General features: G+C 68.8%; 26 protein-coding genes. 16 read left to right on the top strand and 10 right to left on the bottom strand.

What is annotated here, in order from left to right:
• Positions 1–11: 11 nt before the first annotated feature.
• Positions 12–755: a ribonuclease HI gene (locus IPG50_11325; GenBank protein ID MBK6692784.1), complete on the bottom strand. Its 744-nt coding sequence runs from the start codon at positions 753–755 to the stop codon at positions 12–14.
• Between the two features lie 47 nt (positions 756–802).
• On the opposite strand from IPG50_11325, the gene IPG50_11320 reads away from it, so the two are divergent.
• From IPG50_11320 to IPG50_11300, 5 genes are read left to right on the top strand one after another with little or no spacing between them, the layout of a single operon-like run.
• Positions 803–1810, top strand: a complete 1008-nt coding sequence (locus IPG50_11320) for a formamidopyrimidine-DNA glycosylase (GenBank protein ID MBK6692783.1) — start codon at positions 803–805, stop codon at positions 1808–1810.
• Positions 1811–1822: 12 nt separating this feature from the next.
• Positions 1823–3361 (top strand): 2,3-bisphosphoglycerate-independent phosphoglycerate mutase, encoded by a 1539-nt coding sequence (locus IPG50_11315; protein ID MBK6692782.1) that lies wholly within the window; start codon positions 1823–1825, stop codon positions 3359–3361.
• Positions 3362–3375: 14 nt separating this feature from the next.
• Entirely contained in the window at positions 3376–4671 is a 1296-nt protein-coding gene (locus IPG50_11310; protein ID MBK6692781.1) for a serine/threonine protein kinase, read from the top strand.
• Positions 4668–5579, top strand: coding sequence for a LysM peptidoglycan-binding domain-containing protein (locus IPG50_11305; protein ID MBK6692780.1), 912 nt, complete (start codon positions 4668–4670; stop codon positions 5577–5579). The genes IPG50_11310 and IPG50_11305 overlap by 4 nt, the downstream gene beginning before the upstream one ends.
• Positions 5580–5597: 18 nt before the next feature.
• A complete protein-coding gene (locus tag IPG50_11300) occupies positions 5598–6719 on the top strand; it encodes a serine/threonine protein kinase (GenBank protein ID MBK6692779.1) in 1122 nt (373 codons plus the stop codon).
• A 3-nt stretch (positions 6720–6722) separates the two neighbouring features.
• Here IPG50_11300 and gluQ read toward each other — a convergent pair whose 3' ends face one another.
• Positions 6723–7679, bottom strand: a complete 957-nt coding sequence (gluQ, locus tag IPG50_11295; GenBank protein MBK6692778.1) for a tRNA glutamyl-Q(34) synthetase GluQRS — start codon at positions 7677–7679, stop codon at positions 6723–6725.
• Between the two features lie 170 nt (positions 7680–7849).
• Between gluQ and IPG50_11290 the strand changes: the two genes are divergently transcribed.
• The gene (locus IPG50_11290; GenBank protein MBK6692777.1) at positions 7850–9229 is read left to right on the top strand and encodes a hypothetical protein; all 1380 of its coding nucleotides are present in this window, start codon (positions 7850–7852) and stop codon (positions 9227–9229) included.
• A gap of 82 nt (positions 9230–9311) precedes the next feature.
• Here IPG50_11290 and IPG50_11285 read toward each other — a convergent pair whose 3' ends face one another.
• Complete coding sequence (locus IPG50_11285; protein ID MBK6692776.1) at positions 9312–10502, bottom strand: serine protease; 1191 nt, start codon at positions 10500–10502, stop codon at positions 9312–9314.
• Between the two features lie 167 nt (positions 10503–10669).
• Here IPG50_11285 and IPG50_11280 point away from each other — a divergent pair, with 167 nt between their 5' ends.
• The gene (locus IPG50_11280) at positions 10670–10924 is read left to right on the top strand and encodes a hypothetical protein (protein MBK6692775.1); all 255 of its coding nucleotides are present in this window, start codon (positions 10670–10672) and stop codon (positions 10922–10924) included.
• Between the two features lie 119 nt (positions 10925–11043).
• Positions 11044–11805 carry a Stp1/IreP family PP2C-type Ser/Thr phosphatase gene (locus IPG50_11275; protein ID MBK6692774.1) on the top strand — a complete coding sequence of 254 codons (762 nt, stop codon included), beginning with the start codon at positions 11044–11046 and terminating at the stop codon, positions 11803–11805.
• A gap of 64 nt (positions 11806–11869) precedes the next feature.
• On the opposite strand, the gene IPG50_11270 is transcribed toward IPG50_11275, so the two are convergent.
• The 3 genes from IPG50_11270 to IPG50_11260 form a co-directional block, all read right to left on the bottom strand.
• A complete protein-coding gene (locus IPG50_11270; GenBank protein ID MBK6692773.1) occupies positions 11870–12967 on the bottom strand; it encodes a hypothetical protein in 1098 nt (365 codons plus the stop codon).
• A 190-nt stretch (positions 12968–13157) separates the two neighbouring features.
• On the bottom strand, positions 13158–13460 hold the full coding sequence (locus IPG50_11265) for a hypothetical protein (protein MBK6692772.1): 303 nt from the start codon (positions 13458–13460) through the stop codon (positions 13158–13160).
• On the bottom strand, positions 13457–14170 hold the full coding sequence (locus tag IPG50_11260; protein MBK6692771.1) for a sigma-70 family RNA polymerase sigma factor: 714 nt from the start codon (positions 14168–14170) through the stop codon (positions 13457–13459). The genes IPG50_11265 and IPG50_11260 overlap by 4 nt, the downstream gene beginning before the upstream one ends.
• A 279-nt stretch (positions 14171–14449) precedes the next feature.
• Between IPG50_11260 and IPG50_11255 the strand changes: the two genes are divergently transcribed.
• The 7 genes from IPG50_11255 to IPG50_11225 all read left to right on the top strand — a co-directional run bounded on the left by IPG50_11255 (position 14450) and on the right by IPG50_11225 (position 22469).
• Positions 14450–15106, top strand: a complete 657-nt coding sequence (locus IPG50_11255) for a hypothetical protein (protein ID MBK6692770.1) — start codon at positions 14450–14452, stop codon at positions 15104–15106.
• 202 nt (positions 15107–15308) lie between these two features.
• Positions 15309–16484, top strand: a complete 1176-nt coding sequence (locus tag IPG50_11250) for a choice-of-anchor L domain-containing protein (GenBank protein MBK6692769.1) — start codon at positions 15309–15311, stop codon at positions 16482–16484.
• Between the two features lie 98 nt (positions 16485–16582).
• On the top strand, positions 16583–17194 hold the full coding sequence (locus IPG50_11245) for a hypothetical protein (protein ID MBK6692768.1): 612 nt from the start codon (positions 16583–16585) through the stop codon (positions 17192–17194).
• A 138-nt stretch (positions 17195–17332) separates the two neighbouring features.
• Positions 17333–17530, top strand: a complete 198-nt coding sequence (locus IPG50_11240; GenBank protein ID MBK6692767.1) for a hypothetical protein — start codon at positions 17333–17335, stop codon at positions 17528–17530.
• A gap of 1444 nt (positions 17531–18974) precedes the next feature.
• Positions 18975–19568: a hypothetical protein gene (locus IPG50_11235; protein ID MBK6692766.1), complete on the top strand. Its 594-nt coding sequence runs from the start codon at positions 18975–18977 to the stop codon at positions 19566–19568.
• A 189-nt stretch (positions 19569–19757) separates the two neighbouring features.
• On the top strand, positions 19758–21344 hold the full coding sequence (locus tag IPG50_11230; GenBank protein ID MBK6692765.1) for a hypothetical protein: 1587 nt from the start codon (positions 19758–19760) through the stop codon (positions 21342–21344).
• Between the two features lie 129 nt (positions 21345–21473).
• The gene (locus IPG50_11225; GenBank protein MBK6692764.1) at positions 21474–22469 is read left to right on the top strand and encodes a ketoacyl-ACP synthase III; all 996 of its coding nucleotides are present in this window, start codon (positions 21474–21476) and stop codon (positions 22467–22469) included.
• 39 nt (positions 22470–22508) lie between these two features.
• Here IPG50_11225 and IPG50_11220 read toward each other — a convergent pair whose 3' ends face one another.
• The 4 genes from IPG50_11220 to IPG50_11205 form a co-directional block, all read right to left on the bottom strand.
• The gene (locus IPG50_11220) at positions 22509–23285 is read right to left on the bottom strand and encodes a putative DNA-binding domain-containing protein (protein ID MBK6692763.1); all 777 of its coding nucleotides are present in this window, start codon (positions 23283–23285) and stop codon (positions 22509–22511) included.
• On the bottom strand, positions 23285–24112 hold the full coding sequence (locus IPG50_11215; protein MBK6692762.1) for a DUF692 domain-containing protein: 828 nt from the start codon (positions 24110–24112) through the stop codon (positions 23285–23287). Before IPG50_11215 ends, IPG50_11220 begins: the two co-directional genes overlap by 1 nt.
• A 55-nt stretch (positions 24113–24167) precedes the next feature.
• Positions 24168–24470 carry a hypothetical protein gene (locus tag IPG50_11210; GenBank protein MBK6692761.1) on the bottom strand — a complete coding sequence of 101 codons (303 nt, stop codon included), beginning with the start codon at positions 24468–24470 and terminating at the stop codon, positions 24168–24170.
• Between the two features lie 143 nt (positions 24471–24613).
• Positions 24614–25297 (bottom strand): redoxin family protein, encoded by a 684-nt coding sequence (locus IPG50_11205; protein MBK6692760.1) that lies wholly within the window; start codon positions 25295–25297, stop codon positions 24614–24616.
• A 98-nt stretch (positions 25298–25395) separates the two neighbouring features.
• Here IPG50_11205 and IPG50_11200 point away from each other — a divergent pair, with 98 nt between their 5' ends.
• Positions 25396–26307 (top strand): hypothetical protein, encoded by a 912-nt coding sequence (locus IPG50_11200; protein MBK6692759.1) that lies wholly within the window; start codon positions 25396–25398, stop codon positions 26305–26307.
• The last annotated feature ends 46 nt before the right edge of the window (positions 26308–26353 follow it).

Raw genomic sequence — 26353 nt, 5'->3', positions numbered from 1 at the left:
CAGTTCGATCGCTACGAGCGACCGAGCAACATCGAACGACGAACCACGATCGCCTCGCGTGCCAGCTCGTCGGCGCGCTCGTTCAATGGAATGCCGGCGTGTCCCTTCACGTAGACGAAGCGCACCTTGCGGAGCTCCTTGAGGGCGCTCTTCGCCTTCGCGATGAGCGCCTGATTCGCCTTCGCCTTCCACCCCATAGACAAGACGCCGATGGCGTACTTGCTGTCCGTGTGGATGACGACCTCGGGCGCGTCGAGCGGAACCGCTTCAGCGGCACGTAGGACCGCCGTCAACTCCGCGACGTTGTTGGTGCCTTCGCCGAGCCACTCGAAGCCTTCACGCGGCGCGCCGCCGTCGGGACCGATGACGATGAAGCCGGCGCCCGCGGGCCCCGGGTTGCCGGTGCACGCGCCGTCTGTATAGGCGATCCACGCGTCCTTAGGCGCCGCTGACGGCTCCGGCGCCGACGGCTTCTTCGTCTTTGGGGCCTTGGGCTTTTGCGTCGCGCCGTCGCCAGCTTTCTGGCCAGAGGTGGCGTCGTCTTTCGGCGCCGGAACTTCTGCCGGGCCGCAGGTCTCTTCCGGGAGCACGCCTTCGCCGATGATCGTCAGGTTCCGAACGCCGGCACGATACGCGCGCCCGTCGTTGGGCTTGTACCGAATCTCGACGCGGCCCTCCTCGTCGTGGAGCGAGCCGTCGGGATTCGCTCGTGCGAGAACCTTTTGGCCACGAAGGCGCGCTTCGATCCAGGGCATCGGCGGCGAGCGTACCCCAAGAGGCGTTTCCCGCTCTACGATGCCTTGTGCCCGAGCTTCCGGACGTCACCGTCTACGTCGAATGCCTCGCCGAGAGGGTCGTCGATCAGCCGATCGCAGCGGTGCGTCTCGCTAGCCCCTTCGTGCTTCGCACGGCGGTGCCGCCGGTGTCCGAGGTCGTCGGCAAGGTCGTCTGCCGGGTTCGCCGCATGGGCAAGCGCATCGTCTTCGCCCTCGAGGCGGAGCTCTTCCTCGTCGTCCATCTCATGGTCGCAGGACGTTTTCAGTGGCTCGAGCGCGAGGCCGGTGCGCCACCGGGAAAGATCCCCGGCAAGGTGGGCCTCTTCGCCATCGACTTTCCGGTGGGCACGCTCGTCCTCACCGAGGCCAGCACGAAGAAGCGCGCCTCACTCCACGTTGTCCGCGGAAAGGAGGCGCTCGCCACCTTCGATCGCGGCGGCCTCGAGCTCTTCGGCGCCACACTGGCGAGCTTTCGCGACGCCATGAGTCGCCAGAACCACACGCTCAAGCGCGCGCTCACCGATCCCACGATCTTGAGCGGCGTCGGCAACGCCTACTCCGACGAGATCCTCCACGAGGCCGGGCTCTCGCCGGTGCAACAAACGAAGAACCTGAGCAACGACGCGTGGGCGAGGCTCTTCGCCGCGACGACGCGGGTGCTCGCGATGTGGACCGACACGCTGCGCCGGGAGGTCGCAGCGTCGAAGCGCAAGTTCCCCGAGAAGGTCACGGCCTTCCGGGACGGCATGGCGGTGCACGGCAAGTACGGAGCGCCGTGCCCGCGCTGCGGCACGAAGGTGCAGCGCATTCGTTACGCCGACAACGAGACGAACTACTGCCCCACCTGCCAGACGGGCGGCAAGCTGCTCGCCGATCGGGGGCTCTCGCGGCTCCTCGGTAAAGACTGGCCGAAGACCCTCGAAGAGCTCGAGGAGCGGCGTCAGCCGGCCGCGTCAGCTGCCCCTGCAGCGGTGCCGGTGCCCGCCGGCCCGGCGGCGACGCCCGAGCGAGCGCGCCTTCGGAAAAAAACGTAAGCTCGCCCTCCCATGAGCTCGGCACGTCCTCGCCCCGTCGTTCTCTGCATTCTCGATGGCTTCGGCGAGCGCGCCGAACGTGACGACAACGCCGTACGCATGGCCAAGAGCCCGCGGATGGACGCGCTCTTCGCGGGCTATCCGCATGGCCTCATCGGCACGAGCGGCCCCGACGTAGGCCTGCCCGTCGGGCAGATGGGTAACAGCGAAGTGGGCCACATGAACTTTGGCGCGGGCCGCATCGCGATGATGGACATCTCGCGCATCGACGTCGCCGTGGCCGACGGGTCGCTCGGAAAAAACGCGGTCATCGCCCGCGTGATGGACGCCGCGAAGGGTGCGCGGCTTCACCTCTTCGGCCTCGTCTCCGACGGCGGAGTCCACAGCTCACTCGTGCACATGCTCGCGCTTCTCGAGGAAGCGAGGGCCCGCGGCATCGTATGTGTTGTGCACGCATTCCTCGACGGGCGCGACGTGATGCCGGGCACCGCGGTGACCTACCTCGCGGCGCTGGAAGAGAAGCTCGCGAGCATGCCTGGCAGTCGCATCGGCACCGTCTCGGGGCGCTACTACGCCATGGATCGCGACAACCGGTGGGAGCGCGTCGAACGGGCGTACCGCGCCATCGTTGAAGCCAAGGGGCCCCGCTTCGCCACCGCACGCGCCGGCGTCCTCGCGTCGTTTGATGCCCAAAAGACCGATGAGTTCGTCGAGCCCTTCGTGGTGGACGGCTACGGCGGCGTGAAGCCCGGCGACGCCGGCTTGCACACGAACTTTCGCCCCGATCGCGCGCGGGAGCTCTCCGCCGCGCTGGCGTCCCCCTCGTTCGCCGAGTTCGAGCGGGTCGGCAACATCCCTCCGCTGGCCATCTACGCGTGCATGACCACCTACGACACGCGCCTCGCGTTGCCCGTCGCGTTCCCAAAGGAGACGTATCCCGACATCTTCCCCGAGGTCCTCGCGGCGCACGGCATGACGCAGTTCCGCTGCGCCGAAACCGAGAAGTACGCCCACGTCACCTACTTCTTCAACGGCGGTCGCGAGGAGCCCTTTGCGGGCGAAGAGCGCAAGATGTTACCGTCGCCGAAAGACGTCGACACCTACGACAAAAAGCCCGAGATGAGCGCGCGCGCCGTGACCGAGGCGGTGGTCGCCGCCGTCGACTCGGGCCGCTTCGACTTCATCTTGGTCAACTTCGCGAACCCCGACATGGTCGGTCACACCGGCGACCTGGGCGCTGCCATCGAGGCCGTCGAGGCCGTCGACATCGGCGTGGGCGCGCTCGCCGACGCCGTTCGTGCGCGCGGCGGGGTCCTCTTTCTGACCGCCGACCACGGCAACTGCGAGCTCATGAAGGACCCGGCCACGGGCCAGCCGCACACGGCCCACACACTCAATCCCGTCCCGCTCCTCTACATGAACGACGCCGACACGAAGGCATCCGTCAGGGCCGGTGGTCGCATTTGCGACGTGGCCCCGACGATTCTCACCTTGATGGGCCTCCCGGTGCCGCCCTCGATGACGGGGCGCAATCTCCTGGAGCGACGCTGATCGCGGCCGCCACCATGCGGGTCGGACCCTACCGCATCGTTCGCCAGCTCGACCTCGGCGTCGCCACCGTCGTCGAGCTCGCCGAACACGACGCGTTGCCGCGCCTCGCGGTGATCAAGCGCCTGCGCGACGTCGTGCAGGCGGGCTCGGCCTTTTCGCGGGCCCTCGAGAACGAGGGAGTGACGCTCAGCGCGCTGCAGCATCCCGCCGTCGTCACCCTCTACGAGCTCGTGAAGACCGAGCAGTCGCTGGCGCTCGTGCTGGAGTACCTCGATGGAACGCGCCTCGACGCGCTCCTCTCGCGGGCCGGCGGCAAGGTCACGAGCGAGGTCGCCATCGCCGTCGGCGCCGTCCTCGCCGACGCGCTCGCTCACGTGCACGAGCGCGGCTTCGTGCATCGCGACGTCAAGCCGTCGAACGTCCTCGTGACCAAGAGCGGTCAACTCAAGCTCTTTGACTTTGGCGCATCGACGCCGGCGCTCCCGGAAGCCGGCGGGGCACGGCCGCGCGCCTCTCGGTCCGACGGCGAGCTCGCCTTTGGAACGCCGGCGTACCTGGCACCGGAGGAAATCCTCGGCGCCGAGGTCGACGGTCGCGCCGACGTTTTTTCCCTCGGCGTCGTGCTCTTCGAGCTCGCCAGCGGCGAGCGGCCCTTTGGCGCGCGCGCGAAGCTCGCCGTCGCGCCGCCGCTCGCGGACAAAGTCACCCACGTCGACGCTGGCCTCGCGGAGCAGGTGGCGCGTTGCCTGGCGCCGTCGGCCGCGGAGCGCCCGTCCGCGTCGGAGCTCGCGGCTTCGCTGCGCGCACGGAGCACGAGGGCGCCGGAGGTCGTTCTTGCCGCGTTTTTGTCGGAGCCACCGAAGGCGTTGCCGTCGGGGCCGTCGCCGTCCTCGTCGCGCACTGGGCCCGGGACGCGCCGCTATGTCGTCGCGGTCGTCGTCGCCGCGCTCCTCGTCTTGGTCTCCGCGGTCGGCCTCGCGGTTCGCGCCGCCGCTCGCCTTCGCACCGTCGACGGGCCGAAACGCGCGACGGTCGAGGTGGCGCGGCTCCGCGTCTTGGCGGAGCCGTGGGCCGAGGTTTGGGTCGACGGCAAACACGTGGAGACTACACCTTTCGCGCGGCCGCTTGAGCTCGCCGCGGGGCCGCACGCTCTCATCTTGCGCCATCCCGACGCGCCCGAGGTGCGTCGCGACCTCGTGCTCACGGGCGGCGCGGAGGAGACGGTCGACGTCGTGATGGCGTTGCCCGAGCCCACGTCCGGAGACGCAGCACCCGATTCAGCCGCCGTTCGAGAGGGAGGCGCAGGATGATGGGCCGAAGGAGCCGTGTCGCGGTTACCGCCGCGTGGGTCGCGGCGTCGGTCAACGCGACGCCGGCGGCGGCCTTCCCGCGCGTCGTGCAAGCCGGCGACTCGCTCGCGTCGATCGCGACGCGGGCGTACGGCGACGCCAAAGCTGAAGGCGTCGTCGCCGCAGCCAACGGTCTCGACGCCGAGGGTGGCGTGGCGCCGGTGCCCGGCATGCGCCTCGAAATCCCCGCGCCAACCTACCACCGCGTGGGCGCCGGCGAGACGTGGCCGGCCATCGCGAAGGTCGCGCTCGGCGCCGAGACGCGCTCCGACGTGCTCGCGCGCGCCAACGGCACCGTGCCCTGGATCGCGCCGGAGCGCGGGACCGAGGTGGTCATTCCCTACGTTCTCGCCGTGGTCGCCACCGATGCCGACCGACTCGACACGTTGGCCAAGCGCTTCTGGGGCGACGCCAATCGGGCCTGGGAGCTAGCCGCCTACAACGGCCGCAAGGACGAGCCCGTGAAACGCGGCGACGTGCTCCTCGTGCCGCTGCCGTCGCTGGTGCTCAGCGAGCGCGGCAAGGCCGACTACAAGGAGAGTCTGCGCGAAGCGGCCGCCTCGGGTGACGGTACCGTCTTGGAAGCGCAGCGTCGCCTTGACCTCGAAGCCGCGGAGATGCAGCCGCTCTTGCGCAGCGGTCGCTACGTCGAAGTCGTCGAGCGAGCCAACCGGGCCATTGGCTCGGGTCTCTTGGTCGACAAGAAGGAGGCCGCCTTCCAGCGCGCGTTGGTCGTCGCGTACGTCGCCTTGGCGGCTCCTGATGCGGCGGCGCGGGCCTGCGCCCGCTGGCGCGGCCTCGACAAAGACGCGCGCCTCGACGCGGCGCGGACGTCTCCCAAGGTTCGCGCCGCGTGCCTCGCCCGTTGAAGGTAGACTCGGGCCCTCATGGAGGGGCATGAAGGCGAAGCGAGCGGCGAGCGCCCCGATGGGCCCTTCGAGATCGTCGGCAAGCTCGGGGAGGGGGCTACCGGCGTCGTCTACGAGGCCCATCGTCGCGGCGAAGCCGACGGGCCCCGCTTCGCGCTCAAGGTCATCCATCGCGAGCTCTTGACCGACCCCCAGGTGCGCGGTCGCTTCGCCCGCGAGGCCGCCATTCTGCGGCGCCTCGACGGGCAACACCTTTGCCCCATCGTCGAGTTCGGCGAGATGCCCGATCCGGCAGGCAGCGGCCGAGCTTCACGGACCTCGAGCCCGCTCCTCTACTTGGCGCTGCCGAAGCTCGAAGGCGAGTCCCTTGACCGGCTTCTCGCGCGAGGTCCCTTGCCCATTGACCGCGCGCTACGCCTCGCCGTTCAAGTCTGCGCGGCCCTCGACGAGGCGCATCGCCACGGGGTCATTCATCGCGATCTGAAGCCCCACAACGTCATCGTGGCGCCCGATGATCACGTCACCGTCGTCGACTTCGGCATGGCGAAGATCATCACCGGCGCTGGCACCGGCACCACCGCCTTGACGCAACACAACATGGTCTTCGGGACCCCCGAATACATGGCGCCCGAGCAGGCGCGCGGCGACGACCTCGACCGTCGCTGCGACGTCTACGCCGCCGGAGTGATCCTCTACGAGATGTTGACCGGCGCCGTTCCTTTCGCCGGCGCAACGCCGCTCAACGTGCTCACGGCGGCGCTCACGCAGACGCCCAAGGCGCCACGCGAGCGCGCCCCCGAGCGCGCCATCACGCCGGCCCTTGAGACGGTCGTCCTCGCGGCCATGGCGAAGGAGGCTCGCGACCGCTACGAGAGCGCGGCAGCGCTCTCCGCCGCGTTGGTTCACGCCTCAGCCAATCCCAACGACGCCATCGGCGTGCGCCCCCTGTCGCTCACGCCGCTCGAAGGTCCCGCCGACGGTCACTCCATCACCATGGTCGGCGCGCCGCTGGCGTCGTCGGCACCGCCGCCGCTGCCGACGTCTTCGAAGGAAGGGCACACCCTCTGGGTCGTCCTCTGGATCATCGCGGCGCTCGTGGGCGTGGGCGGCGGCGTCTATCTCTCTTTGGCGACGCGCTGACCGTCAACGCGTCGCCCACGCGCTGGGGACCCGCATGGAGTGAGGCGGCCGCTGCGGCGTGAGCCGTCGCAGCTCCGCCGCCGACACGGGCTCGCTCCGATCCGTCAGGCCGAGCGCGTGAGCGAGGGCGCCGAGCACCTCCTCCGCGGCGACTCCCGCGTCGCGCAGCATCGCGATGCTGCTGCCGCGCGAGCGCTTTTCGAGCCGCTGACCCGAGGCGTCCGTCACCATGGGAAGATGCATGTATCGCGGCGCACGTTGGGCGAGACCCAGGGCTTCGGCCAGCCAAAGCTGGCGCGGCGTCGAGCTGAGGAGGTCGTCGCCGCGAATGACGTCGGTGATCTTCATCGCCACGTCGTCGACGAGCACGGCGAGCTGGTAGGCGAAGACACCGTCGCCGCGCATGAGCACGAAGTCTGAGATCTCGGCGAGGTCTTGCTCAACATGGCCGCGGAGCGCGTCGTCGAAGGCGATCGTGCGCCGCGGGACGCGAACACGAAGCGCCGGTGCGCGCTTCATGGGACGCGCCGGGTCGCGGTCTCGGCAGGTGCCCGGGTAGACGAGCTCCTCGCCGGCGTGTGGCGCTGAGGCGACGCGCGCGATCTCGGCGCGCGAGCAGTCGCAAGGATAGACGAGCCCCTTTTCGGTGAGCTCCGCGATGGCGGCTTCGTAGTGCGAGGAGCGGAGCGACTGAACGTAGGGCCCGTGAGGACCTCGTTCCGCTTCGCCCGCGCTCGCGGCGGGGCCCTCGTCCCAGTCGAGGCCGAGCCATTGGAGGTCTTGAAGAATGCGCAACGCTGCGCCCGGCACCACGCGCGGGGGATCGAGGTCTTCCATCCGCACGACGAAGCGGCCGCCTTGGCGCCGCGCCGCCGCAAACGACATGACCGCGCACAGCGCGCCGCCGAGGTGGAGATCGCCCGTCGGTGAAGGGGCGAACCGCGTCGCCACCTCGCTCATGCTTGGCACTGTCGCATCACCCGCGCCCCATCGCTCGCGAATGTGCAGCGACGCGGCGCCCGCCGCAAGATCGCGGGACGCAAGATCGTGGAACGGGACCGCCGCGTTGGGATACTCTCGCGCCCGCAGCAACCGCCGAACCAGTCCACCTCTACGCCCGGAGCTCGAACGTGAACATTAATCCCTACGCGCCGCCGCAGGCGCCCCCCGCGCCGATGCCGGCGCCCGGCGGTGCCGGTGGCCCTCCCCAGGATTGGGAGATCGGCGAGATCTTGCAGACCGCCTGGGAGCGCTTCAAGGGCGCTTGGGCACCGCTCGTCCTCTCGATCCTCGCCTTCGTCGGCGTCGTGCTCGTGCCATACATCATCGTCTTTATCGGCACCGCCGTCGGCGACACCGTGGGCGCCATCATCTCGGGCATCGGCGGCCTCATCACCCTGGGCGTCGTGCTCTTCTTGATGCCCGGCATGGTCAAGATCAACCTCGCCGTGGCGCGCGGTGAGGTCCCCACCGTCGGGGTTCTCTTCTCGGGCGGCAGCCTCGTCGTCCCGATGTTCGTGGCCGGCTTCTTGTTGACGGTCGCGTACATGATCGGCGCGATGCTGCTCATCGTTCCCGGCATCATTCTGCTCTGCGGCCTGTGGCCGGCGATGTTCTTCGTCGCTGACGGCGCCGGTCCCATCGACGCCCTCAAGCGCGCATGGGAGGCCATGAACGGCTTCAAGGGCCGCTTCTTCCTGTTCTTCCTCGTCACGTGGGTCCTGCAGTTGCTCGGCACGATCCTTTGCTACGTCCCTGGCATCGTCGTGCAGCTCGTGACGGGCGTGGCCTTCGCGCTCATCTACCTCCGCATCTCAGGCCAGAGCACCGGCGGCATGGCGCCCGGCGGCTTCGCGCCCGCGGGTGCACTCCCCGGTGGCTATGGCCCGCCGGGTGGCTACGGCGCTCCGCCGGCGGCTGGCGGTTACGGCGGTCCGCCGCCCGCCGGTTACGGTCCGCCCGGTGGCGGGATGCCGCCCGGCGGCGGTTACGGTCCTCCCGGTGGCGCACCTCCCGGCGGCGGCTACGGTCCCCCCGGCGGCGCACCTCCCGGCGGCGGCTACGGTCCCCCCGGCGGCGCACCTCCCGGCGGCGGCTACGGTCCCCCCGGCGGCGCACCGCCCGGTGGTGGCTACGGTCCCCCCGGCGGCGCACCTCCTGGCGGCGGCTACGGTCCTCCCGGCGGCGCACCTCCTGGCGGCGGCTACGGTCCTCCCGGCGGCGCACCTCCCGGTGGTGGCTACGGTCCCCCCGGCGGCGCACCTCCTGGCGGCGGCTACGGTCCTCCCGGCGGCGCACCTCCTGGCGGCGGCTACGGTCCCCCCGGCGGCGCACCTCCCGGTGGTGGCTACGGTCCTCCTCCCGGCGGCGCACCCCCCGGTGGCGGCTACGGTCCCCCGGCGGCGCACCTCCTGGCGGTGGTTATCCGCCCGGCGGAATGCCGCCCGGCGGCGGCGGCTACAACCCGCAAGGTGGTGGCGGAGGCGGCGGCTACGGCCCCCGTTAGTTAGTGCGAGCTCCGTAACGCGAAGGCCCACTGGACGATGTCCGGTGGGCCTTTGCATTCTGCATGGATCGATCTCAGGGCGAGGTCTAGGGCGCCGCCTTCAACGTCACGGTGACGTCTTTGAGCTTCTCAGCGTCGAGCACGAGCAGCTTCACAGTGTCGCCGATGCCGTGGCTCGCGATGAGCTCCGAGAGCTTCTCGGGTGTGGCCACGGGCACGCCGTCGACGGCGACAATGAGCGGCGCCTTGGCGCGCTCCGAGTTGCTCTTGAGGCCGGCCTTCTCGGCGGGGCTTTGGGGCGCGATGGCGAGTACGCGCACGCCAGCCGTTGAGCCCGACGTCCCTGTCTCGCCGGCGATGCCGAGCCAAGGCGAAGGGGCCACCGCCTCTCGTGGTGTCTTCGAGAGGAACGCACGAATCCAGCTCACCGGCGCACCGACCCACGTGGGGGCGCATTTCGCGTTGCGGGCCGCGCCGCCGCCTGCGTCGACGGGGGCGACGGCGAACAGGGCGCCGAGCGGAGCGCCATCGCGCGGCGCGAGCGCGCTCATGGGCCGGCACGCGCGGACGAACAGCCCGAGGACGTTGCCTTGATCGTCCAAGAGCGGTCCCCCCGCGAGCGGCGCGGCGCCTTTCGGGAGCTCGATGTCGAGCGCGCCCACCACGCCGTCTTGTCCGTCTTTCGATTTGGCGTCGATGCGGCCGCGCAAGGTAACCGGCATCGTCGTGGCCTTGCCGCTCTGGGTCGTTACGACGCCCCGCAAGGGCACGGTGCTCGGGTCCACCTCGCTGGCGCGGAGGCCTTCGGTCCACTTGCCGGTCACGAGGAACAAAAGCGCGAGGTCCGACGCCTTGTCTTTGTGGCCAACGCGCGCCTTCACGCTGCGACCGTCGGGCAGCTTCACTGTGACGTCGTCGCCGCTCAGCGCCGACAGCGACGTGAGGATGCGACCGTCGGAGCCCAGCACGATGCCGACACCGGCGACGCGTCCGCCTTGTTCGACGGCGATGAGGCCGCGCCGAACGGCGGGCCTTTCGTCGGCGCTTGCGGGCGCGGCCTGTGCGCCGACCGGCGCAGGCGACGGCGGGGCCGTCCCCACGCCCACCGGTGCCGGGCCACTGGGGCCGATGGGCATGTCGGCGCGGGCCTCGCCTTCACCGGCGACGAGGAGCGCGAGCGCCACCGAAGCGGGAATAGCCGAGGGCCACAACAGGGGTCGCCGCTGGGCCATGGCCACGGGGGCGCGAAGGTGTATGGGGCGAAGGGGCAAGCGCATGCGGGGGTACTCCGAAGCCGGACGAGGAAGGATGGTAGCGAATGGCGGAGGTATGCACGGCCCGTTCCGTTCGAACCGCCGCTTTCAGCGCTCGACGAGGCCACGGAATTCCCTCGGAATCAGAGGACGCTTGACAGGACCGGCCGGCAAAGCGTGAATGCGTCGCCATGGGGTCCCACGACCACGGTTCACACGTCCTGGAAGAGCCGAAGACGCCGCTCTGGCTGCCGGCGCTGGGCGCATTCCTCTTTCTTTTGGCTGGCATCTGGTGGGGCAGCCGCGCCCCCGACCCGACGCCGGAGCCGGCCCAGGCCGAGCCCGCGCCGGAGCAGGCCGCCCCCGCCCAAACAGCTCCGGCCCCCGCCCAGACCGCAAAGCCGGGTCGTCCCGCCGTCGACCCCCACGCCGGTCACGGTCATTGATCGCGCTACGTTTGACATCGTCGGTCCATCCCGGCGACGATCGCCCGGTCTCGTGCCCGTCCGCCGCCTGGCTGGGGCCTAACGCCTTTCGAACTGCTTCCTGAAGGACCACCGTGGCGCTGCGAATCGAAGTCGCCGGCGAGACCAACGTCGGCATGAAGCGAAACCACAACGAGGACAACTTCTCGATCCTCGAGGAAGCTGGGCTCTACATCGTCGCCGACGGGATGGGCGGCCACGCCTCCGGCGAGGTGGCAAGCCAGATGGCCGTCGACTCGATGCGAGAGTTCTTCCAAGCTACCGCCACGGACCCGGAACGAACCTGGCCCTACAAGATGGACCGGTCGAAGGGGTACGAGGAAAACCGCCTCATCACCGCCATCAAACTCGCGAACCTTCGTATTTACGAGAGCGCCCAGCGCGACGCGAAGCAGCGCGGCATGGGCACGACCATCGTGACGATGTTCGCCGTGGAAGACGGCGTGTACGTCGCTCACGTGGGTGACTCGCGCGTCTACCGCCTGCGCCAGACGGGCATCGAGCAGCTCACGGAAGATCACTCGCTGCTCAACGACTACATCAAGATGAAGCGCCTCACGCCGGAGGAGATCGCCAACTTCCCGCACAAGAACGTCATCGTTCGCGCGCTCGGCATGAAGGACACGGTCAAGGTCGACACGCGCTTCGAAAAGCCGGCCGCCGACGACACTTACCTGCTCTGCTCCGACGGTCTCTCGGGCCCCGTCACCGATCCCGAGATGCTCGAGATCGTGAACAACGCGCCCGACCTCAAGACCGCCGCGTCGCGCCTGATTCAACGCGCCAACGAGAACGGCGGCCCCGACAACATCTCCGTGGTGCTCGCGCGCTGGGTCTCGTGACGCGTCCCCGCGAGGCGAAGCAACCCTGGGTTTCGCTGCGCGCCGAAGCGCACCTCTGACCTCGTCACTCCGCAGTTTCCGGGAATTCTTCCGCCGTCGCGCCGCTCGCCGTCGGTAGCGCGACGATGGCCGAGCTGATGCGGCCGTCGGCGGGCACGCGCCCCGCGAGCACGCGATCGCGCGCCGACTTGAGCAGGCCCGGGAAGATCGCCCGGCACTCGCGCGTAATGCGCCCTCCGTCGTTGCTTCGGCCCGCCGCCGTGTACTTCTTGACGACCTCGGCGCACGTGGCGTCGACCTCGCTGGGCAGACGACACCCTTCCCGCAAGACGCGAACGCCGATGTTGTGAACGACCGACGCACTCGGCGCCGACGGTTGGTCGACGCCGGCTTGTTGGACCTCGGTCACGAAGCGCTCCGCGATGGCGACGCGCGTCGCCTTGACGAACTTTAGGCACACGGCTTGGGCCGCAGCGTCGAGGCCCTGCGTGCACCGTTCGGCGATGTGGAGGCGCGTCTCTTCGCCACGCCGCTTCGTGTCGACGCAGACGCTCTTTGCTGTGACATCGCCCTCGAGACCTTCGACGCAGCTGTAGACGGGGAACTTCTCCCGCGTGACGCACGTGATGACCTGCTCGGCGCCGCTCTTCTTGAGGCCCGAGATGAACGCGCGGCACTCCTCTTGAACGAGCTCCGGCTCGCTCATGTCGGTCCACGTCATCTGCTGATGGCGGTCCGTGATGGCGCCTTGGCAAACCTCCGCCGCGTCGCTGAGCTCGCAGGTGCCCGTGAGCGCGAGGTACCCGCACTCGTAGAGGCCGGTCCAGTCGAAGGATGGTCCCATCTGCTCGATGTCGACCTTGCGGAGCTTGCTCATGCAGCTCTGGGCACGGTCCGCCGCCGCGCTCTTGAAATTCATAAGGTAGCCGCGGCACACGCTCTCGATGCTGCGGAAGTCTTCTCCCATGGCCGCGGCCTTCGTGGCGAAGTCGGTGCAGAACCCGAGGCGGCTATCGGGCGTAGGACCCTCGTCTCCGGGGTTCGTGCATTGCCTGGCTTGAATGGCTCCCTCGTCGGACTCCACGTCGACGGCTGAGGAACCACAGGCAACGGCCCCGAGCGATGCTGCGAGAGCCAAGAACGTGACGCGATTGATCTGCATGGGAAGCACCTCTGGTGGGGCCCTCCGCAGGAGTCGTGCCGCCTTCGGAGCGCTGTCGCGCGGCGTGTGCGCTGGGCCACTCGGCGCCCTTTCTTGCGGTGGGGCGCCGGCGTGATCCCTCGCGACACGCGCCTTCGTCCATGCCCGTGAGCCAGCGGCTGTCCGAGCGCCGGGGCCTCGCGGGCCTTTGCTACTTCACAGACCCGAGCACGTAATACGCGACGCCCAGGACGAGCAGCATGAGCGCCGCCACGAGCAGGTAGCTCGTCGTCTGTTGCGTCGTGCTCCAGCCGTCGCCGTAGAACTTACCGCGCGAGCGCTCGCGTAGCTTGCGTTGCACGTTGGGCAAGAGCGCCGCGTCGGGCGCCGGCTCCGCCTTCTTGATGGCGCCGCGCAAGAGGGCTCGCATCGGATCGGCCTCGTCATCGAAGTCGGCCGGCGGCTCCGGCTCGCCCTCGTCGTGCAGCGCCTCTTTCGGTGCTTCCTCGCTCATCCGATCTTCTCCCCGAGCTTACGCTCGACGATCTCGCGAAGCATCGCGCGGCCGCGGAAAATGCGGCTCTTCACCGTTCCCTCTGCGAGCCCCGTGATCTGGCCAATCTCCTCGTAGCTCAGCTCCTCGACGTCGCGCAGAACGAGGCACTCGCGGAACGTGTCGTCGAGGCTCAAGATGGCGCGCTGGACGATAAGCTCGATCTGGCGGCCTTCGACCATCTCGTCGGGTCGCTCGACCTCGCCCACGGTCGTCGCGGTGGCCTCCGTGAAGGGAATCCGCTCCGCCAGATCTTCCAGCGGGTCCTTGTCGCCCTCGTGACGAACCTTGAGGTACTTGAGGCGGTTTTTGCAGAGGTTCACGGCGATGCGGTAGACCCACGTCGACAGCTTCGATTCGCCCCGAAAGGTGCCGATGGCCTTGAAGACTTGGACGAAGACCTCTTGCGCGAGATCTTCCGCTTCGGCCCGGTTGCCGAGCATGCGGAAGACGAGGGCGAAGACTCGTCGCTCGTAGAGCTTCACGAACTCGTTGAAGGCGCGCTCGTCGCGCTTGATGAGGCGCTCTACGAGCCGCGCTTCGAGGTCGTCGGGCAGGGCCACTTCGGGCCATGGTGCCACCGGCTCACCGGAGAAAGCGAAAGAATGCGCCGCCTCAGGTTCTGTCGTGTCGGCGTCCGCCGACTCCCAAGCCGGGGGTGGGCGCCTCATCGTGAAGGGCCAGACAGCGATCCGCTGGCGAGGTTCCAAACTGGGAAGGCGCCCCCGACGTGGGGCCCTTGCCCTGGGGATCGTGACCCCAGAGTCACGGTCCCGGGTGTGCCTTTACGGCGCCGGGCGCTTTCGGCACGTTTCCGTAGATTGGAGCGGCGCTAAGCAATTTCAGGCGTTTAGGGGGCTATTTCCCGAAAGCTCCATCGCCTTTCAAATTTCTTCGTCTGACCTTTCGCGCGGCACAGGCAGTGCTACAGACCTCTCGGAGTCACTCGGATGCGTTCTCTAACCCTCCTCTTTGGATCGCTCACTGCGCTGTCGCTCCCCGTGGTCGCTTACGCCGACAGCGCGAGCAGCCAGAACCCGGCTCCCGCTCAAGCTCAGGCTCCGGCGCTCGATCCGACGGTCGCGCGGCTCCTCGACGCGAAGTCGACGGTGAAGTGGAACTACTCAGGCCGCGATGGCCGCTACGGTCACGCCGAGGCGCTCGTGGCCGCGCCCGCCGAGAAGGTCGCTAAGGCGGCCTTCGAATTTCATCGCTACCGCGAGCTTCATCGCAAGTTCGCCACGGCTCGCGTCATCGCGAAAGACGGCGACTCGACGGACGTCTACATGCGCTATCCGGTGCAGATCGGCCCGATGAAAATCGAGTTCTACGAGGTCATGCGCTTCGGTTCGCCGCGCGCGAGCGGTGGCGCTCACGTCATCGAAGGCAACGGCATCAAGGGCGACATGAAGGCCGGTCGCACGGTCATCACCGTCAAGCCCGTCAGCGCCACGCACTCGCTCCTCCAGGTCGACGTGCTCCTCGTCCCCAAGATCCCGGCGCCCCAGTCGATGATCGACGAAGAGCTTCGCGACGGCGCCTACGACTTCGTTGACGGCCTCAAGCACCGCACGCAGGGCTGGGTCGGCTCCGTCACCGCCCTCTAACGTTCCGCCGCACGTTCCGCCTGCACGTTCCGCCCGTGAGCGGCTAGGGCCAGGACAAATCGTAGCGATTTCACCAGGTGGCGGGGTCGAGGCTGCTGGATCGGCACGGACCGGTTTCCATCCAGTGGGACCGTAATCCGGCGGATCCCGCGAAGAATACAGGCGCCTACACTTGGCCGGGCAAGTGCAAGAGCAGGAGCCCATGGGTTCCCGTTCGGTCGCGTCAGCGGAAGAAGGGTGGCGGCCGAGGCGGCTTTTCCCGGCCGCGACCGTCGTCGTCCTCGCGACCGCGCTGGGATGCGCCGGCGGTGACGGGCAAACGCACGCGCAAGGAGCCGACGGTGGCGTGAGCCCCCGTGCCGCCTTCGACACGAACGACTCCGGCGTCGTGAGTCGAGGCTGCGTCTCGTCGCCGAAGAACTTCGAGATCCCCGGCAACGACTGCGACGACGACGGCGACGGGCTCGTCGACGTCGTGCCGCGTTGCGACGCCGACCTCCCGGAAAACGGAACGGCGGACCACTTTGCGAAGGCCATCGGCCTCTGCAATCGCGCAACGACCGAGAGCTGGGGACTTGTGTCGGCCCGCTACAGCGGGAGCTACGGAACCGAGTACGTCCCAAACCCGAGCCAAACTGGAATCTTGCCGCGCTTCGGGTCGGCCATTCGCCCGCGTCACGGCTCGTCGCTCGGCGTCTTGAGCTCGGGTGTGGCGCGCGAGTGGAACGGCAATGCTGGCGCCTCCTTCAAGCAAGGTCTCGCCATGACGGGACCGGGACAGCTTCCGCCCGGCTACCCGCAGCCGGCCGAGGGCTGCGTCATCGACAGCAGCGTCTTCGACGTCGCCACGGTGAAGCTCAACATCGCGGTGCCCGCCAACGCGAAGGGCGTCGCGTTCGACTTCAACTACTACTCCGGCGAGTGGCCCGAGTGGGTGTGCACTCGCTACAACGACGGCTTCCTGGCGATGTTGACGTCGCGCGCGACGGGCGGCGTGCCCACCAACATCTCCTTCGACGGGCTTCGCAACCCCGTCAGCGTGAACAACGTCTACTTCGATCGATGCACCGCGGGCGCGCTCACGGGATGCCGAGGCCAACCGGCCGTGCCCAAGACCTCCCTCTGCGCAGGGGGAGAGACCGAGCTCGCGGGCACCGGCTTTTCGGCGCGCGACTTCTTTTGCGGCGAGCAGGCGTCGAGTGCCGGCGGCGCGACGGGATGGCTTACGTCGCAGGCCGCGGTCGTGCCCGGCGAGGTCATCACGCTCGAGTTTCTCATCTGGGACACGGGCGACTCGAACTTCGACTCAAGCGTCCTGCTCGACAACCTTCGATGGCAGGTCGCGGACACCGAGACTCGGACGGAACGGCCCAAGTGACGCCGGCGCCAAGTTCTTTCCCGGTTACGCCATCTGACTTAGCCTCGTCGGACTAGCTTCACCCGCGGTGAGCGTTTCGATGGCGAGGAGCGAAGGTGATGAAGCAGGCATGGTCGGCGACCGCATGGGTTCTGAGTCTTTCGGCGAGTCTGTTGGTCGTGGGCTCGGGATGTTCCAAAGGCGACGCCCCAAAGACCGAGCCGTCGGCCTCTGCGAGCGCGCTCTCGGCGCCGGCCGCTCCCTCGGCCCCTGCGGCGTCAGCCTCGGCCGCAGTCGCGGTGGCTGGCGGGTCCACGCCGCGCGCTTACGCGCCCGCAAAGCCGCCCACCGGTGACGCGTCTGCGCCCGCGCCGGTCGACGCTGGGGCCGCGGTTGCGGTGGTCGACGCCGCTGCCCCGGCACCGGCCGCGGCGGATGCCGGCGCGGCTGCGTCGGCCAACGATGAGGTCCCCAAGGCCTGCGATGACGCGTTCGGTCGCCTCGGGCGCCTGACGTTCACGTCGTTCGCTCCAGGCAAGGTGAGGATCGCCGGCGCCAAAGGTTCGAGCGCCATATGCAGTCGCCTCGAGCCCACCAAGTACACCTGCGATTGGATCGTGGAAGGCAAGCCCACCGGCTCGTTCCCCGCGCGCTTTGACGCCGCGAAGAAGAGCGTCAACGGCTCCATCGACAAGGGCAAGATGTGGAACTGCAGCAAGATGGAGCGCTGAACGGGCAATACGAGCGCGGCGGCGCTTCGCGTGAGTGTCGCCTCGCACTTCCTTCGGAAGTTTTCTCGCTAACGCAGGTCCGCCGATGACGGGGCTGACCGCCTCCGGTCATGAAGGCGTATGCGCTTTGCGCCCCTCATGCCGATCGTCAGTCTCGTCCCGCTCGTAGCGAGCCTTGCTCACGCCGATGAAGCCCAGCGCCCTGCGGTGGCGCTTCAGGTTCAGGAAGCGGAGTGCTTGCAGGCGCAGTCCTTTCGCCAAGCACTCGCAGACCTCGGCGTGGACGTTCGCCCCGATGGCGACGGGAAGCCGGGCACGGTTGTTCGCCGTTTCTAGGAGGCGTGCGCGCGACTGAGGGCGCGTGGTGTTCGTCGGCCACGTCAGCACCGAGGCACGCGACGGTCAGAAAGAGACCTGACGGTCCTGGCGCTCGCTGCGAGGACGTAAGCAAAGCGCTCGCGGTCCACGTGGCTATCGCGCAGGACGCCTTGGCGTCAACGTCAACACCCACGCCAGAATCCGTGCCGGGACTACCCGGATGCGGAGGCAGCGCCGACCGTCGCCGCATGGCCCACAGCCCGCGTCGAGGAAGAGCCGGTGCGCCAACGCGTTCCCGGCGACGTGGCGCTGGGGGCATGGTGGCCACGATCTTTCATGGCGATCACCAGGATGTCGGAGCGCGGGCGTACGCGGCGACGCGAGTCTTCGGAGCGACGCGCGTTGGAGCCAGCGGCGGGGGCCAGGAGTCGACCGCGTTAGGCCGCGAGTGGATGCGAGCGGGAGGCTTCGCTTCGTGGGGTGCCCTTGAACGATGTGGTGGCGGGATTCGTGGGCGAAGTTGGTGCCGTCGTCGACCGGACGCGGACGCCGTGGCGGCCGTGGCCGCAGCAGCATGAGCATGACGAGCATGCGGGGGCCGCTCTGTACGTGTCCGTCTCTGCTTGTGCTCCAGATCCCGTGGCGCTTCCCGGTGCGCCCCATGGCAGCGCTCACGGGCACGTGGACGCCGGTCCGGCAACGGACCCGAACCACCACATGATCGAGGGGGGCCCCGTCTGGCAGGCCTTCTGAGCGACGCTACCGAGAGTTGCCCTGCACCTTGCCACTGTTTGTGTAGGTTGCACGAAAGTCACGGGGACGTCAGTGCCGTGTCGCCGGGTCCGGCAAGCTCGACACCCGTGGAAGCCAGCACGATTGGGTTGGGCCTCGTCGCAGTCTCCCTTTGTGTGTCCACGCCGTGACGCTCGCTGCAGCGACGCGCGCCCGGCTTTGCGCCCGGCTCCGCAATGGGCCGCCACCGCACCGGGGCACCGGCGCCCATCCATGAGCATCCCTGCCGCTCGCCGGCGAGGACGACGAGCTGCGGAACCCCGAGTCCTTCGCAGCCATCGCGCATCCCGACTTCGAGATCCTCCTTGGCGTCGCTTCGCCGGACGACCCGGCGGCGCCCATCGCACGCGCGTTCATGCGGAGGCACACGGAGCTTCGGGCACGCCTCGTCGTGACCGACCCGCGGGCCGCGCAGAACCCCAAGGTGTCGCAGCTCATCGGGCTCGCCGCCCAGCCGCAGGCGAGATCCCGCGGTCTCCGACTCCAATGTCCGCGTGACGCCCGACTACTTGGCGCGCCTCGACGACGCCTTCGCGTTGAGCCCCGAGCGTTCGGCCGGCGCGCACCCCGTCGGCCTGTCACCAGCCTCTTCGTCGGCGCGGCGAGCGCAGCCTCGGGGCCGCCCTCGAGAACTTGCATCTTACAACCTTTCGTGGCTCCCGCCGTGGCAATGAGCGCGTTATTTGCGCGCCCGTTCACCGTCGGAAAGTCCATGGCCATCGCCCGCGAGGCGCTCTCGGCCATCGGCGGCTTCGAGGCGGTGGGGCACGTGCTCGCGGAAGATCACCTCCTCGGTCGGAGGATCGGCGACGCCGGCTTCGCCGTGCGCGTGTCCTTTGCGCCCGTGGAGAACCGCAACGTCGACTGCGACGTGTCGCGCACCGTCGAGCGGCACACGCGCTGGGCCAAGATGCGGCGCGCCATCGCGCCGGTCCCGTTTCTCCTCGAGCCATTGGCGGATCCGCTTCCTGCTCGCGCTGCCTTCCTCGCGGTCCTGCCGAGTGCCACGAGCGCCCCCACGTTTGCGTTGCTCGTCCCCTTCAAGATGGCGACGTCGGCGTATTCCTCGTGGTTCTTCTGCGGAACCACGTTGCCGTGGCGGTACCTGCCGCTCGAGCTCATCAAGAGCGTGGTCATGTTCTTCTGCTGGGCGCGGGCGCTCGTGAGCCTTCGCATCGTATGGCGCGGACACCCGTTCGCGCTCGCGGCGGACTCGCGGCTGATGCCGCTCGCGGTAAGAAGGCGTCGCCCGCGGCGGGCGTGAGCTTCTCGGCCTCTTCTTGTCGCGTCTTCCGAGACCCTTCGGGGTGACCACGAGGTGCGACGGGGGCGCATTCCACGGGGAGCCTCGGAAACTCCGAGGCCGCGGGTCCCCCATTGAACTCGCGCGCCAAGCTGCATACGGTCAAGGCGTGGCAACGCGCTCGGCGCGGCGTTGCCGCACAGGAGCCTCATGTGGTCTGTCCGAGCGGTCGCCCCAACCTTGGTGTCGTTCCTCCTCGCCACAGGCGGATGTGCAACGCTTCTCGGTGACTTCGAGATCTCGACCGAGGTGACCGACGGGGGTGTCGATGGGGGCTTGAGCGGGCCTGACGGCGAGGTCGACACGGGCGTCGTCGACGCTAACGCAGCCAGAGATGGCACAGCACCCGACGCGAGCAACGATGGGGCCGCCATGGCCAACGATGGCGGCTCGGTCGGCGACGCAGGCATCGCCCCCTGCGATCCTCTAGAGGTCCCTCCCCCTGCCGGCGGAACCGGTATCTACGTCAGCGAGAAGACCGGCACGAACGCCGCGGGAGGCGGGTCGGGCCAACCGTCGACTCCCTTCAAGAGCATCAAGGACGCGCTCGGCGTCGCCAAAGCCCTTGGCGCGCCGATCGTGGTTCTTGATGAAGGCACCTACGCCGAGCGGGTCGACCTCGCCAACTTCTCCAAGGCCATTCGCATCGACGGCTCGTGGAAGCGCACGGGCGCCGTCTGGAGCCGCGACTGCTCGCCCCAGCGCGCCGATCTCACCTTGATCCAATCACCGGACGACGTGGCGGTTACCGTGAGCGACCTTGCCGCCGGCGCGACGCTGTCGAATCTCGCCATCACGACGCGCGGGCCGCTGCCGCCGCTGCCCAACCAGCCGGGAGCGTCACGCATTGCGGTCTTTGCCAAAGCCAGCGTCGTCGCGCTCGACAACGTCCACGTGGTGGCCGCCGCCGCAACGGGCGGGGGCGCCGCAAGTGCCGGCACCAACGGCACCGCATCGTGTGTCAGTTCGGTCTCGTGCGTGGCGGTGCCGGCGGCGGGCGCAGACCGCGGAGTCGCTCCCGGCGCGACCACCAACGGAGCCTTTACGGCAAGTGGTTTTGCGCCCGCCAACGGGCAACCGGGCGCTCAGTCTGGGGGCGCCGGTCAGAACGGGGCTCCCGGCGGAGCCGCCAATTCGCGCACCGACTGCGAGGTCGATGGGCAATGCGCGGCCAATGGGAGCAGCTGCAACTCCAAGGTGGGCACCGTCGTGTCCGAAGTAGGCCGCTGCGGCTGCGGCGGAACCGGCGGCGGTCCTGGTGCCGCGGGGCGTGGCGGCGGCGCGTCCGTCGGCATCGTCGCGGTCGGCGGAACGGTGACTGTAAAGTACAGCAAGATTGAGGCGGGCAACGGCGGCGACGGGGCGCCGGGCGGCACCGGCGGCGCTGGCGGCCCTGGCTCCGCAGGCATCGCCGGCGCCAACGCCGAGTGCTGGACGGCGGACTGTTGCGTGTGCGGCGTCTGTCCCGCCTGCGGCTGCTACAAGCAAGGCAACTGGTCCACTTGCTGCGGGAGGCCCGCGCCGAGCAATCGCCCCATCGCTGGCGGCACAAAAGGTGGCGATGGTGCCGGCGGTGGTCGCGGCGAGGCCGGTGGCCCCGGCGCCGGGGGCCCGTCGTTCACCTACGTTCCGCTCGCCGGCGCGCAGGTGGTCTTCATCGACTCGCAACGCGCGTTCGGTAAGGGCGGCTCCGCGCCAGCGGGGGCGGCCCCAGGGCCCTCGCGTGAGTTCCCTTGAGGCCGACCAAGTACGTGGTCATCGGGAGTTGGTCGGCGGCCTTCATCGCGCGGGCTGCTCCGTCGCCGACGATGCCGAGTTCCACGCTCCCCCGTTGAACTCCCGCCGCAAACGCGCCATGACGCGTCGATGTTGCGAAGCGCCATCCTCGGAGCCGGTCACTACGTTCCCCCCAAGGTCGTCACCAACGACGACCTCGCCAAGCTGATGCCCACGACCAACGAGTGGATCGTGCAGCGCACGGGGATCCGCGAGCGCCGCTACGTCGAGGGCAACGTCGGAGCCAGCGATCTCGCGCTGCCGGCGGTGCACGCGGCCCTCGAGCGCGCGCAGCGAAAGGTGAGCGACGTCGACGCGATCTTGTTCGCGACGCTCTCGCCCGACGTGAACTTCCCCGGCTCCGGCTGCTTCCTCGCCGACAAGCTGGGCCTTCGCGGCGTGCCGGCGCTCGACGTGCGCAACCAGTGCTCGGGCTTTCTCTATTCGCTGAGCGTCGCCGACGCGTGGATTCGTGCGGGCGTCTACGAGAACGTCCTCGTCGTGGGCAGCGAGGTCCACTCAACCGGTCTCGACTTCACCGAACGCGGTCGTGACGTGGCTGTGCTGTTTGGCGACGGGGCCGGCGCCGTGCTCGTCGGCAAGTCGACACGCGACGACCAGGGCGTCCTCTCCCTCGCGCTCCACGCCGACGGCGCCGGCGCCCAGTCGCTTTGGGTGGAAGCGCCCGCGAGCCGCGTCATGCCGCGCCTCTCCAAGGAGATGCTCGACGAAGGCCGCCACTACCCGAAGATGGACGGCAAGGCCGTCTTCCGCGCCGCGACCGACAAGATGCCCGAGGTCGCCAACGAAGTGCTCGCGAAGGCGGGCCTCGCAGCCGCCGACGTGGATCTCTTCGTGCCCCACCAAGCGAACATGCGCATCAACCAGATGGTGGGCGCGAAGCTTGGCATCCCCGAAGCTCGCACGGTCCACAACATCGAGCGCTACGGCAACACGACGGCGGCCACGATCCCCATTGGCCTCAGCGAAGCGTGGGCCGAGGGGCGTCTCTCCCCTGGCACGCGCGTCTTGCTGGCGGCCTTCGGGGCCGGCTTCACCTGGGCCGGCGCCGTCGTAAGGTTCTGACGGCGAAGGCGCGACCCGCGGACTCTCGCGGCGTGGCGCTCATGGCGCGTTCGCCCCAGGCGGCATGCGGACGCCGGACACCCAGCCCGCGGCGATCCACCGCAGGACCGCTCGAGTGGCGTCTTCGGCCGGCGAGGGTGACGTCGAGAACGCATCGCATACCGCGGCCATGCAGCAGCCCTCGAGGGCGCACGCAAGGGCCGCCGCCTCCATCGGTTCGAGCCGCTCATGGTTTACGCTCGCGCCGTGGTGCGAGACGGCGCGCCAGACGGCCACGTGGGTTTCATGCTCGTCATCGACGGCTCCACCAACCGGATCGCCGTACGCCGCAAGCACGCCGCCACGGACCGCGACGACTTGCAGCGACGGGTGGAACGCGAGCACCGCATCGCCGAAGGTTTCGCCGAGGGCGCCAAGCTCGGCCGCCGAGGCCGCGGGGGCGTCGCCTGCCAGGAACGCCAAAGCGCGCGCCCATTCGAGCCGGGCTAGGCTCGCTTCGAACTCACGACCAAGCTCCCTTAGCGTGTCCTCGAACCCCCGCCCGAGCCACGCCAACGAGGGGTCGGTCGAGGGCCGCCGCGCGATATGCGTCGCTGCGACGCGTTCGAACAGCTCGGTCCCCAGGCGCTGGCTCACGACGGGAAAGTCCTCGAGAAGCGCCCGCACGAGGCGCACCCAAACCATGTCTTCGTAGACGTGGAGTCGGTCGACCGCCGACCACGACGCCGTCGCAGCGATCAGAGGGAGGGCGGCGTATGATTGGCGCGCGTGCAAGGCGCTGCGCATGGCGCGTTGAAGCTCGACGAGCGAGGCCATCAGGCCACCGCCTTGAGCGTCTCGCATTCGACGGCCCGTGCCGTCATCGACTCGGCGACGAGCGCTTCAACCGACGGAATCGACTCGTCCCACTCAACGAGCGTCGACAAGGCTCCGCATCGCGCCACGAGCCGTCTGTAGAGCGCGAGGACGGCGGCGGATGTGGGCCCGTCGTGCGTGTCGATGAGATGACCCGAGACGTTCGAGTGCCCCGCGAGGTGAACCTGCCAGATGGCTTCGGCGGGCACAGCGTCGATGTAGGTCTCCGCGGAGAACCCGTGATTGACCGCGCTGACGTAGACGTTGTTCACGTCGAGCAACACGCCGCAGCCGGTCCGCCGTGCGAGCTCCGTGAGGAACTGCCACTCGGGCATGACCGACTCGGCGTACGTGAGGTAGCTCGACGGGTTCTCGAGCACCAGCGGCCGCTGCCATCGTTCTTGCACCTCGTCCACGCGTCGCGCGACGTGGACGAGGGCCTCTTCCGTGTACGGTAGCGGGAGCAGCTCGTGGAGGTGCTGTCCGTCAACGGACGACCACGACAGGTGGTCGGACACCCAGGCGGGCTCGACCTCATCGATGAGGAGACGAACGGCCTCCAGGTAGCGCTCGTCCAACGGATCGGTGCTTCCGATGGAGAGCGATACGCCGTGTAGCACCACGGGCATCTGTTCGCGCACCGAGCGGAGGACGGCGGCGGGCCCTCCTCCCAAGGAGAGGAAGTTCTCCGTGATGCATTCGGTCCAATCGACGTTGACGGCGCCGCTGCGCCACGCGTCGAAGTGCGTTGCTCGCAAGCCCACGCCATGACCAAGACTTCGCCTCACGGTGCCTCCGTCGTTCTCACGATGCTCACGATGCGCGCTCGGTGCCGACCGTGGCTCAGCCGCCCGCAGGCGTGTAGGGCATGAACTCGCCGGCCATGGCGTCGCATTCGGCTTTGGAGATGGGCCGCATGTTGCCGGCGCACCCGTTGTGTCCCTTGCAGCTGTGCTTCTGGCCCTGCGCGTAGCCGGCGCAGCTCCCGTGCGTCTTGCACGAGTTCTTCTCCTTGCACATCATGCCTGAGGTTGTCGTCGCGCTGCCGGGGCCTTGCGCTCCAGGAGTCGTACCGCCGCAGGCCACAAGGGCCATGGCCACAGTCGCCGCGAGTCCCGCGCCCAAGGTCTTCTTCGTGCTCGTCATCTCGTTTCCTTTCGCGATGCGCGACGGCTGTTGCGCTCCGGTGTGGAGCGGCCGCGAGCATGTTGCGGGGAGGAGTACGGAGCGTTCGCGAGTTGGTTTCAGCGAATTGTCGTCCTCAAGTCAGCCGCGCCTCGCTCCTTGCCTCAGCGCACGTTGGACTTCAGCGCAGCCTCGATCTGCGAGAGCACTTTGGTCTTCGTGAGCCCGTGCTCTTTGTGGGTGACCACGCGATTGGCGTTGATGAACGCGCTCGCAGCTGTGAAGTTCGAGCTCTTTAACTTGCCGAACGCTTTGCCTCCCGGATCGGCGTACACGCGGACGTTCGAAATGCCGGCGAGCGCGTAGTTCGCGCGCCACTCCGCGCAGCTCGTCCCGTTGTCGTCGTAGACGAGCTGAATGACCGCGACGTTCTTGTCAGAGACCGCCTTTGCGACGTCGTCCGTGAAGGCGGCCGTCGCTTGGCAAGTCGGGCAGTGCGTGTGCGCAGCGAAGATCCACGCAGCGTCTGCGCCGCAGACCTCATCGACCGTTGCCGCGGCACCCGTGTCGCAGTCCTTGATCCCCAAGTCACCGAGCGAGTCACCCAATTCAAAGCCAACGCTCGCCCCGGGCGGCGCACACGCGGCTCCCCACGCCGGGTTCGTCCCGTTCCCCACAGGAGGTTTCTGCGGCTCAGCCGTGCCGCTGGCGGCTGCGCTTTGAGCGGCGCCGCCATCAAGAAGGCCTTGGTCGCCGGAGACACGGTCGCCGGAAGACGGAGGGCTCGTATTGCCCGAGCAGGCGACGAGCAGGAGGCTTACGGACGCGAAGTAAGGGGGGAGGCGCATAGGTCCCGTACGAGACAAGGCGCTTCTGGTTACATGGGGCCGGAAGAATCGTCAGACGATTCTTGTAACCCTCTGGGCTCGGCCCCGTATTGCTGCTCATGCTTCGAGCCGCGCTTGTCCTCGCCGCATCGGTCGCCGTGGGCTGCGCAACCTCCGAGAACGGCGGTGCGCCCGGCTCCAGGATCGGCCCGAGCCCAGAGGCCGGGACTCTCGAGGCGGGCCGCGGCGATTGCGCTTCCCCGCCCGGAGGCTGGGAGCCCGGGGTCGATCCGCCGGCGTATTGCGTCAAGGAGGTGTCCGGTTCGATTCAGGACGTCGCCGGGGCTGGCCTCTCGGCGGTGAGCGTCAGCGTATGCGGGCGGGCCTGCTTTGCAGCCACGACCGATGCCCTTGGGATGTTTTCGATCCCGGTGGGCGCCGAGCTGCCCAACGGTCACTACGCGCTGTTCGTTCACGCTCGCCCAACCCACGCGAGCTTCCTTCTCCCGTTGCCGAATGCGCCGCCGCCACGGCTCGCGTTCCAGGACCCCATCGTGGTGAGCCCCTTCTCCGCCGCGAGCGCACGCTTGCCAGTGGACGGCGGTCCCGCGTCAAGCGTGGCGGTGGGGCCTCTGAGGTTCGACATTCCTGCCGGCACGGGGTGGCAACTCTCCGCGGAGGACGGGGCCGATGGGGAGTCCGGCCGCCTCGTTCGCTTCGCCAAAATCACTGGCCCACGTGCGACGGAGTTCGCAGCAAACGCTGCGCTCGTGTATGCGCTCGCCCCCTTCGAGGCGAAGGCGGACAAGCCGATCGCCGTTCGCATCGAAGAGACGGGCGGGCTCGCGGCCGGAGCCGCGGTCGAGTTGCTCGCGATGGGCGGCCTAGACCTCGATACACCTGAGACGACGGGCCGCGCCCGGCGAGCCGCCCGGGGCCACGTGAGCGCGGATGGGACTCACATCACGACAGACCCCGGCGAAGGCATCACGATTCTCACCTGGCTCGCGGTTCGAGCACTCAAAATGTGAGCGCTCGCCTGACGGCAGTCGAAGTGCAGTCGTCCGCGCCCACGCG

Source organism: Myxococcales bacterium (genome assembly GCA_016703425.1).
Lineage (GTDB): Bacteria > Myxococcota_A > Polyangia > Polyangiales > Polyangiaceae > JADJCA01.
This window is presented reverse-complemented; position numbering and strand designations above follow the sequence as displayed.

Bases quoted from the DNA above. Each gene is read 5' to 3' on its own strand.
- IPG50_11325 (MBK6692784.1), bottom strand. From the start codon at position 755: ATGCCCTGGATCGAAGCGCGCCTTCGTGGCCAAAAGGTTCTCGCACGA.
- IPG50_11315 (MBK6692782.1), top strand. From the start codon at position 1,823: ATGAGCTCGGCACGTCCTCGCCCCGTCGTTCTCTGCATTCTCGATGGC.
- IPG50_11310 (MBK6692781.1), top strand. From the start codon at position 3,376: ATGCGGGTCGGACCCTACCGCATCGTTCGCCAGCTCGACCTCGGCGTC.
- IPG50_11305 (MBK6692780.1), top strand. From the start codon at position 4,668: ATGATGGGCCGAAGGAGCCGTGTCGCGGTTACCGCCGCGTGGGTCGCG.
- IPG50_11300 (MBK6692779.1), top strand. From the start codon at position 5,598: ATGGAGGGGCATGAAGGCGAAGCGAGCGGCGAGCGCCCCGATGGGCCC.
- gluQ (MBK6692778.1), bottom strand. From the start codon at position 7,679: ATGAGCGAGGTGGCGACGCGGTTCGCCCCTTCACCGACGGGCGATCTC.
- IPG50_11285 (MBK6692776.1), bottom strand. From the start codon at position 10,502: ATGCGCTTGCCCCTTCGCCCCATACACCTTCGCGCCCCCGTGGCCATG.
- IPG50_11280 (MBK6692775.1), top strand. From the start codon at position 10,670: ATGGGGTCCCACGACCACGGTTCACACGTCCTGGAAGAGCCGAAGACG.
- IPG50_11270 (MBK6692773.1), bottom strand. From the start codon at position 12,967: ATGCAGATCAATCGCGTCACGTTCTTGGCTCTCGCAGCATCGCTCGGG.
- IPG50_11265 (MBK6692772.1), bottom strand. From the start codon at position 13,460: ATGAGCGAGGAAGCACCGAAAGAGGCGCTGCACGACGAGGGCGAGCCG.
- IPG50_11260 (MBK6692771.1), bottom strand. From the start codon at position 14,170: ATGAGGCGCCCACCCCCGGCTTGGGAGTCGGCGGACGCCGACACGACA.
- IPG50_11255 (MBK6692770.1), top strand. From the start codon at position 14,450: ATGCGTTCTCTAACCCTCCTCTTTGGATCGCTCACTGCGCTGTCGCTC.
- IPG50_11250 (MBK6692769.1), top strand. From the start codon at position 15,309: ATGGGTTCCCGTTCGGTCGCGTCAGCGGAAGAAGGGTGGCGGCCGAGG.
- IPG50_11245 (MBK6692768.1), top strand. From the start codon at position 16,583: ATGAAGCAGGCATGGTCGGCGACCGCATGGGTTCTGAGTCTTTCGGCG.
- IPG50_11240 (MBK6692767.1), top strand. From the start codon at position 17,333: ATGCCGATCGTCAGTCTCGTCCCGCTCGTAGCGAGCCTTGCTCACGCC.
- IPG50_11235 (MBK6692766.1), top strand. From the start codon at position 18,975: ATGAGCGCGTTATTTGCGCGCCCGTTCACCGTCGGAAAGTCCATGGCC.
- IPG50_11230 (MBK6692765.1), top strand. From the start codon at position 19,758: ATGTGGTCTGTCCGAGCGGTCGCCCCAACCTTGGTGTCGTTCCTCCTC.
- IPG50_11225 (MBK6692764.1), top strand. From the start codon at position 21,474: ATGTTGCGAAGCGCCATCCTCGGAGCCGGTCACTACGTTCCCCCCAAG.
- IPG50_11220 (MBK6692763.1), bottom strand. From the start codon at position 23,285: ATGGCCTCGCTCGTCGAGCTTCAACGCGCCATGCGCAGCGCCTTGCAC.
- IPG50_11210 (MBK6692761.1), bottom strand. From the start codon at position 24,470: ATGACGAGCACGAAGAAGACCTTGGGCGCGGGACTCGCGGCGACTGTG.
- IPG50_11205 (MBK6692760.1), bottom strand. From the start codon at position 25,297: ATGCGCCTCCCCCCTTACTTCGCGTCCGTAAGCCTCCTGCTCGTCGCC.
- IPG50_11200 (MBK6692759.1), top strand. From the start codon at position 25,396: ATGCTTCGAGCCGCGCTTGTCCTCGCCGCATCGGTCGCCGTGGGCTGC.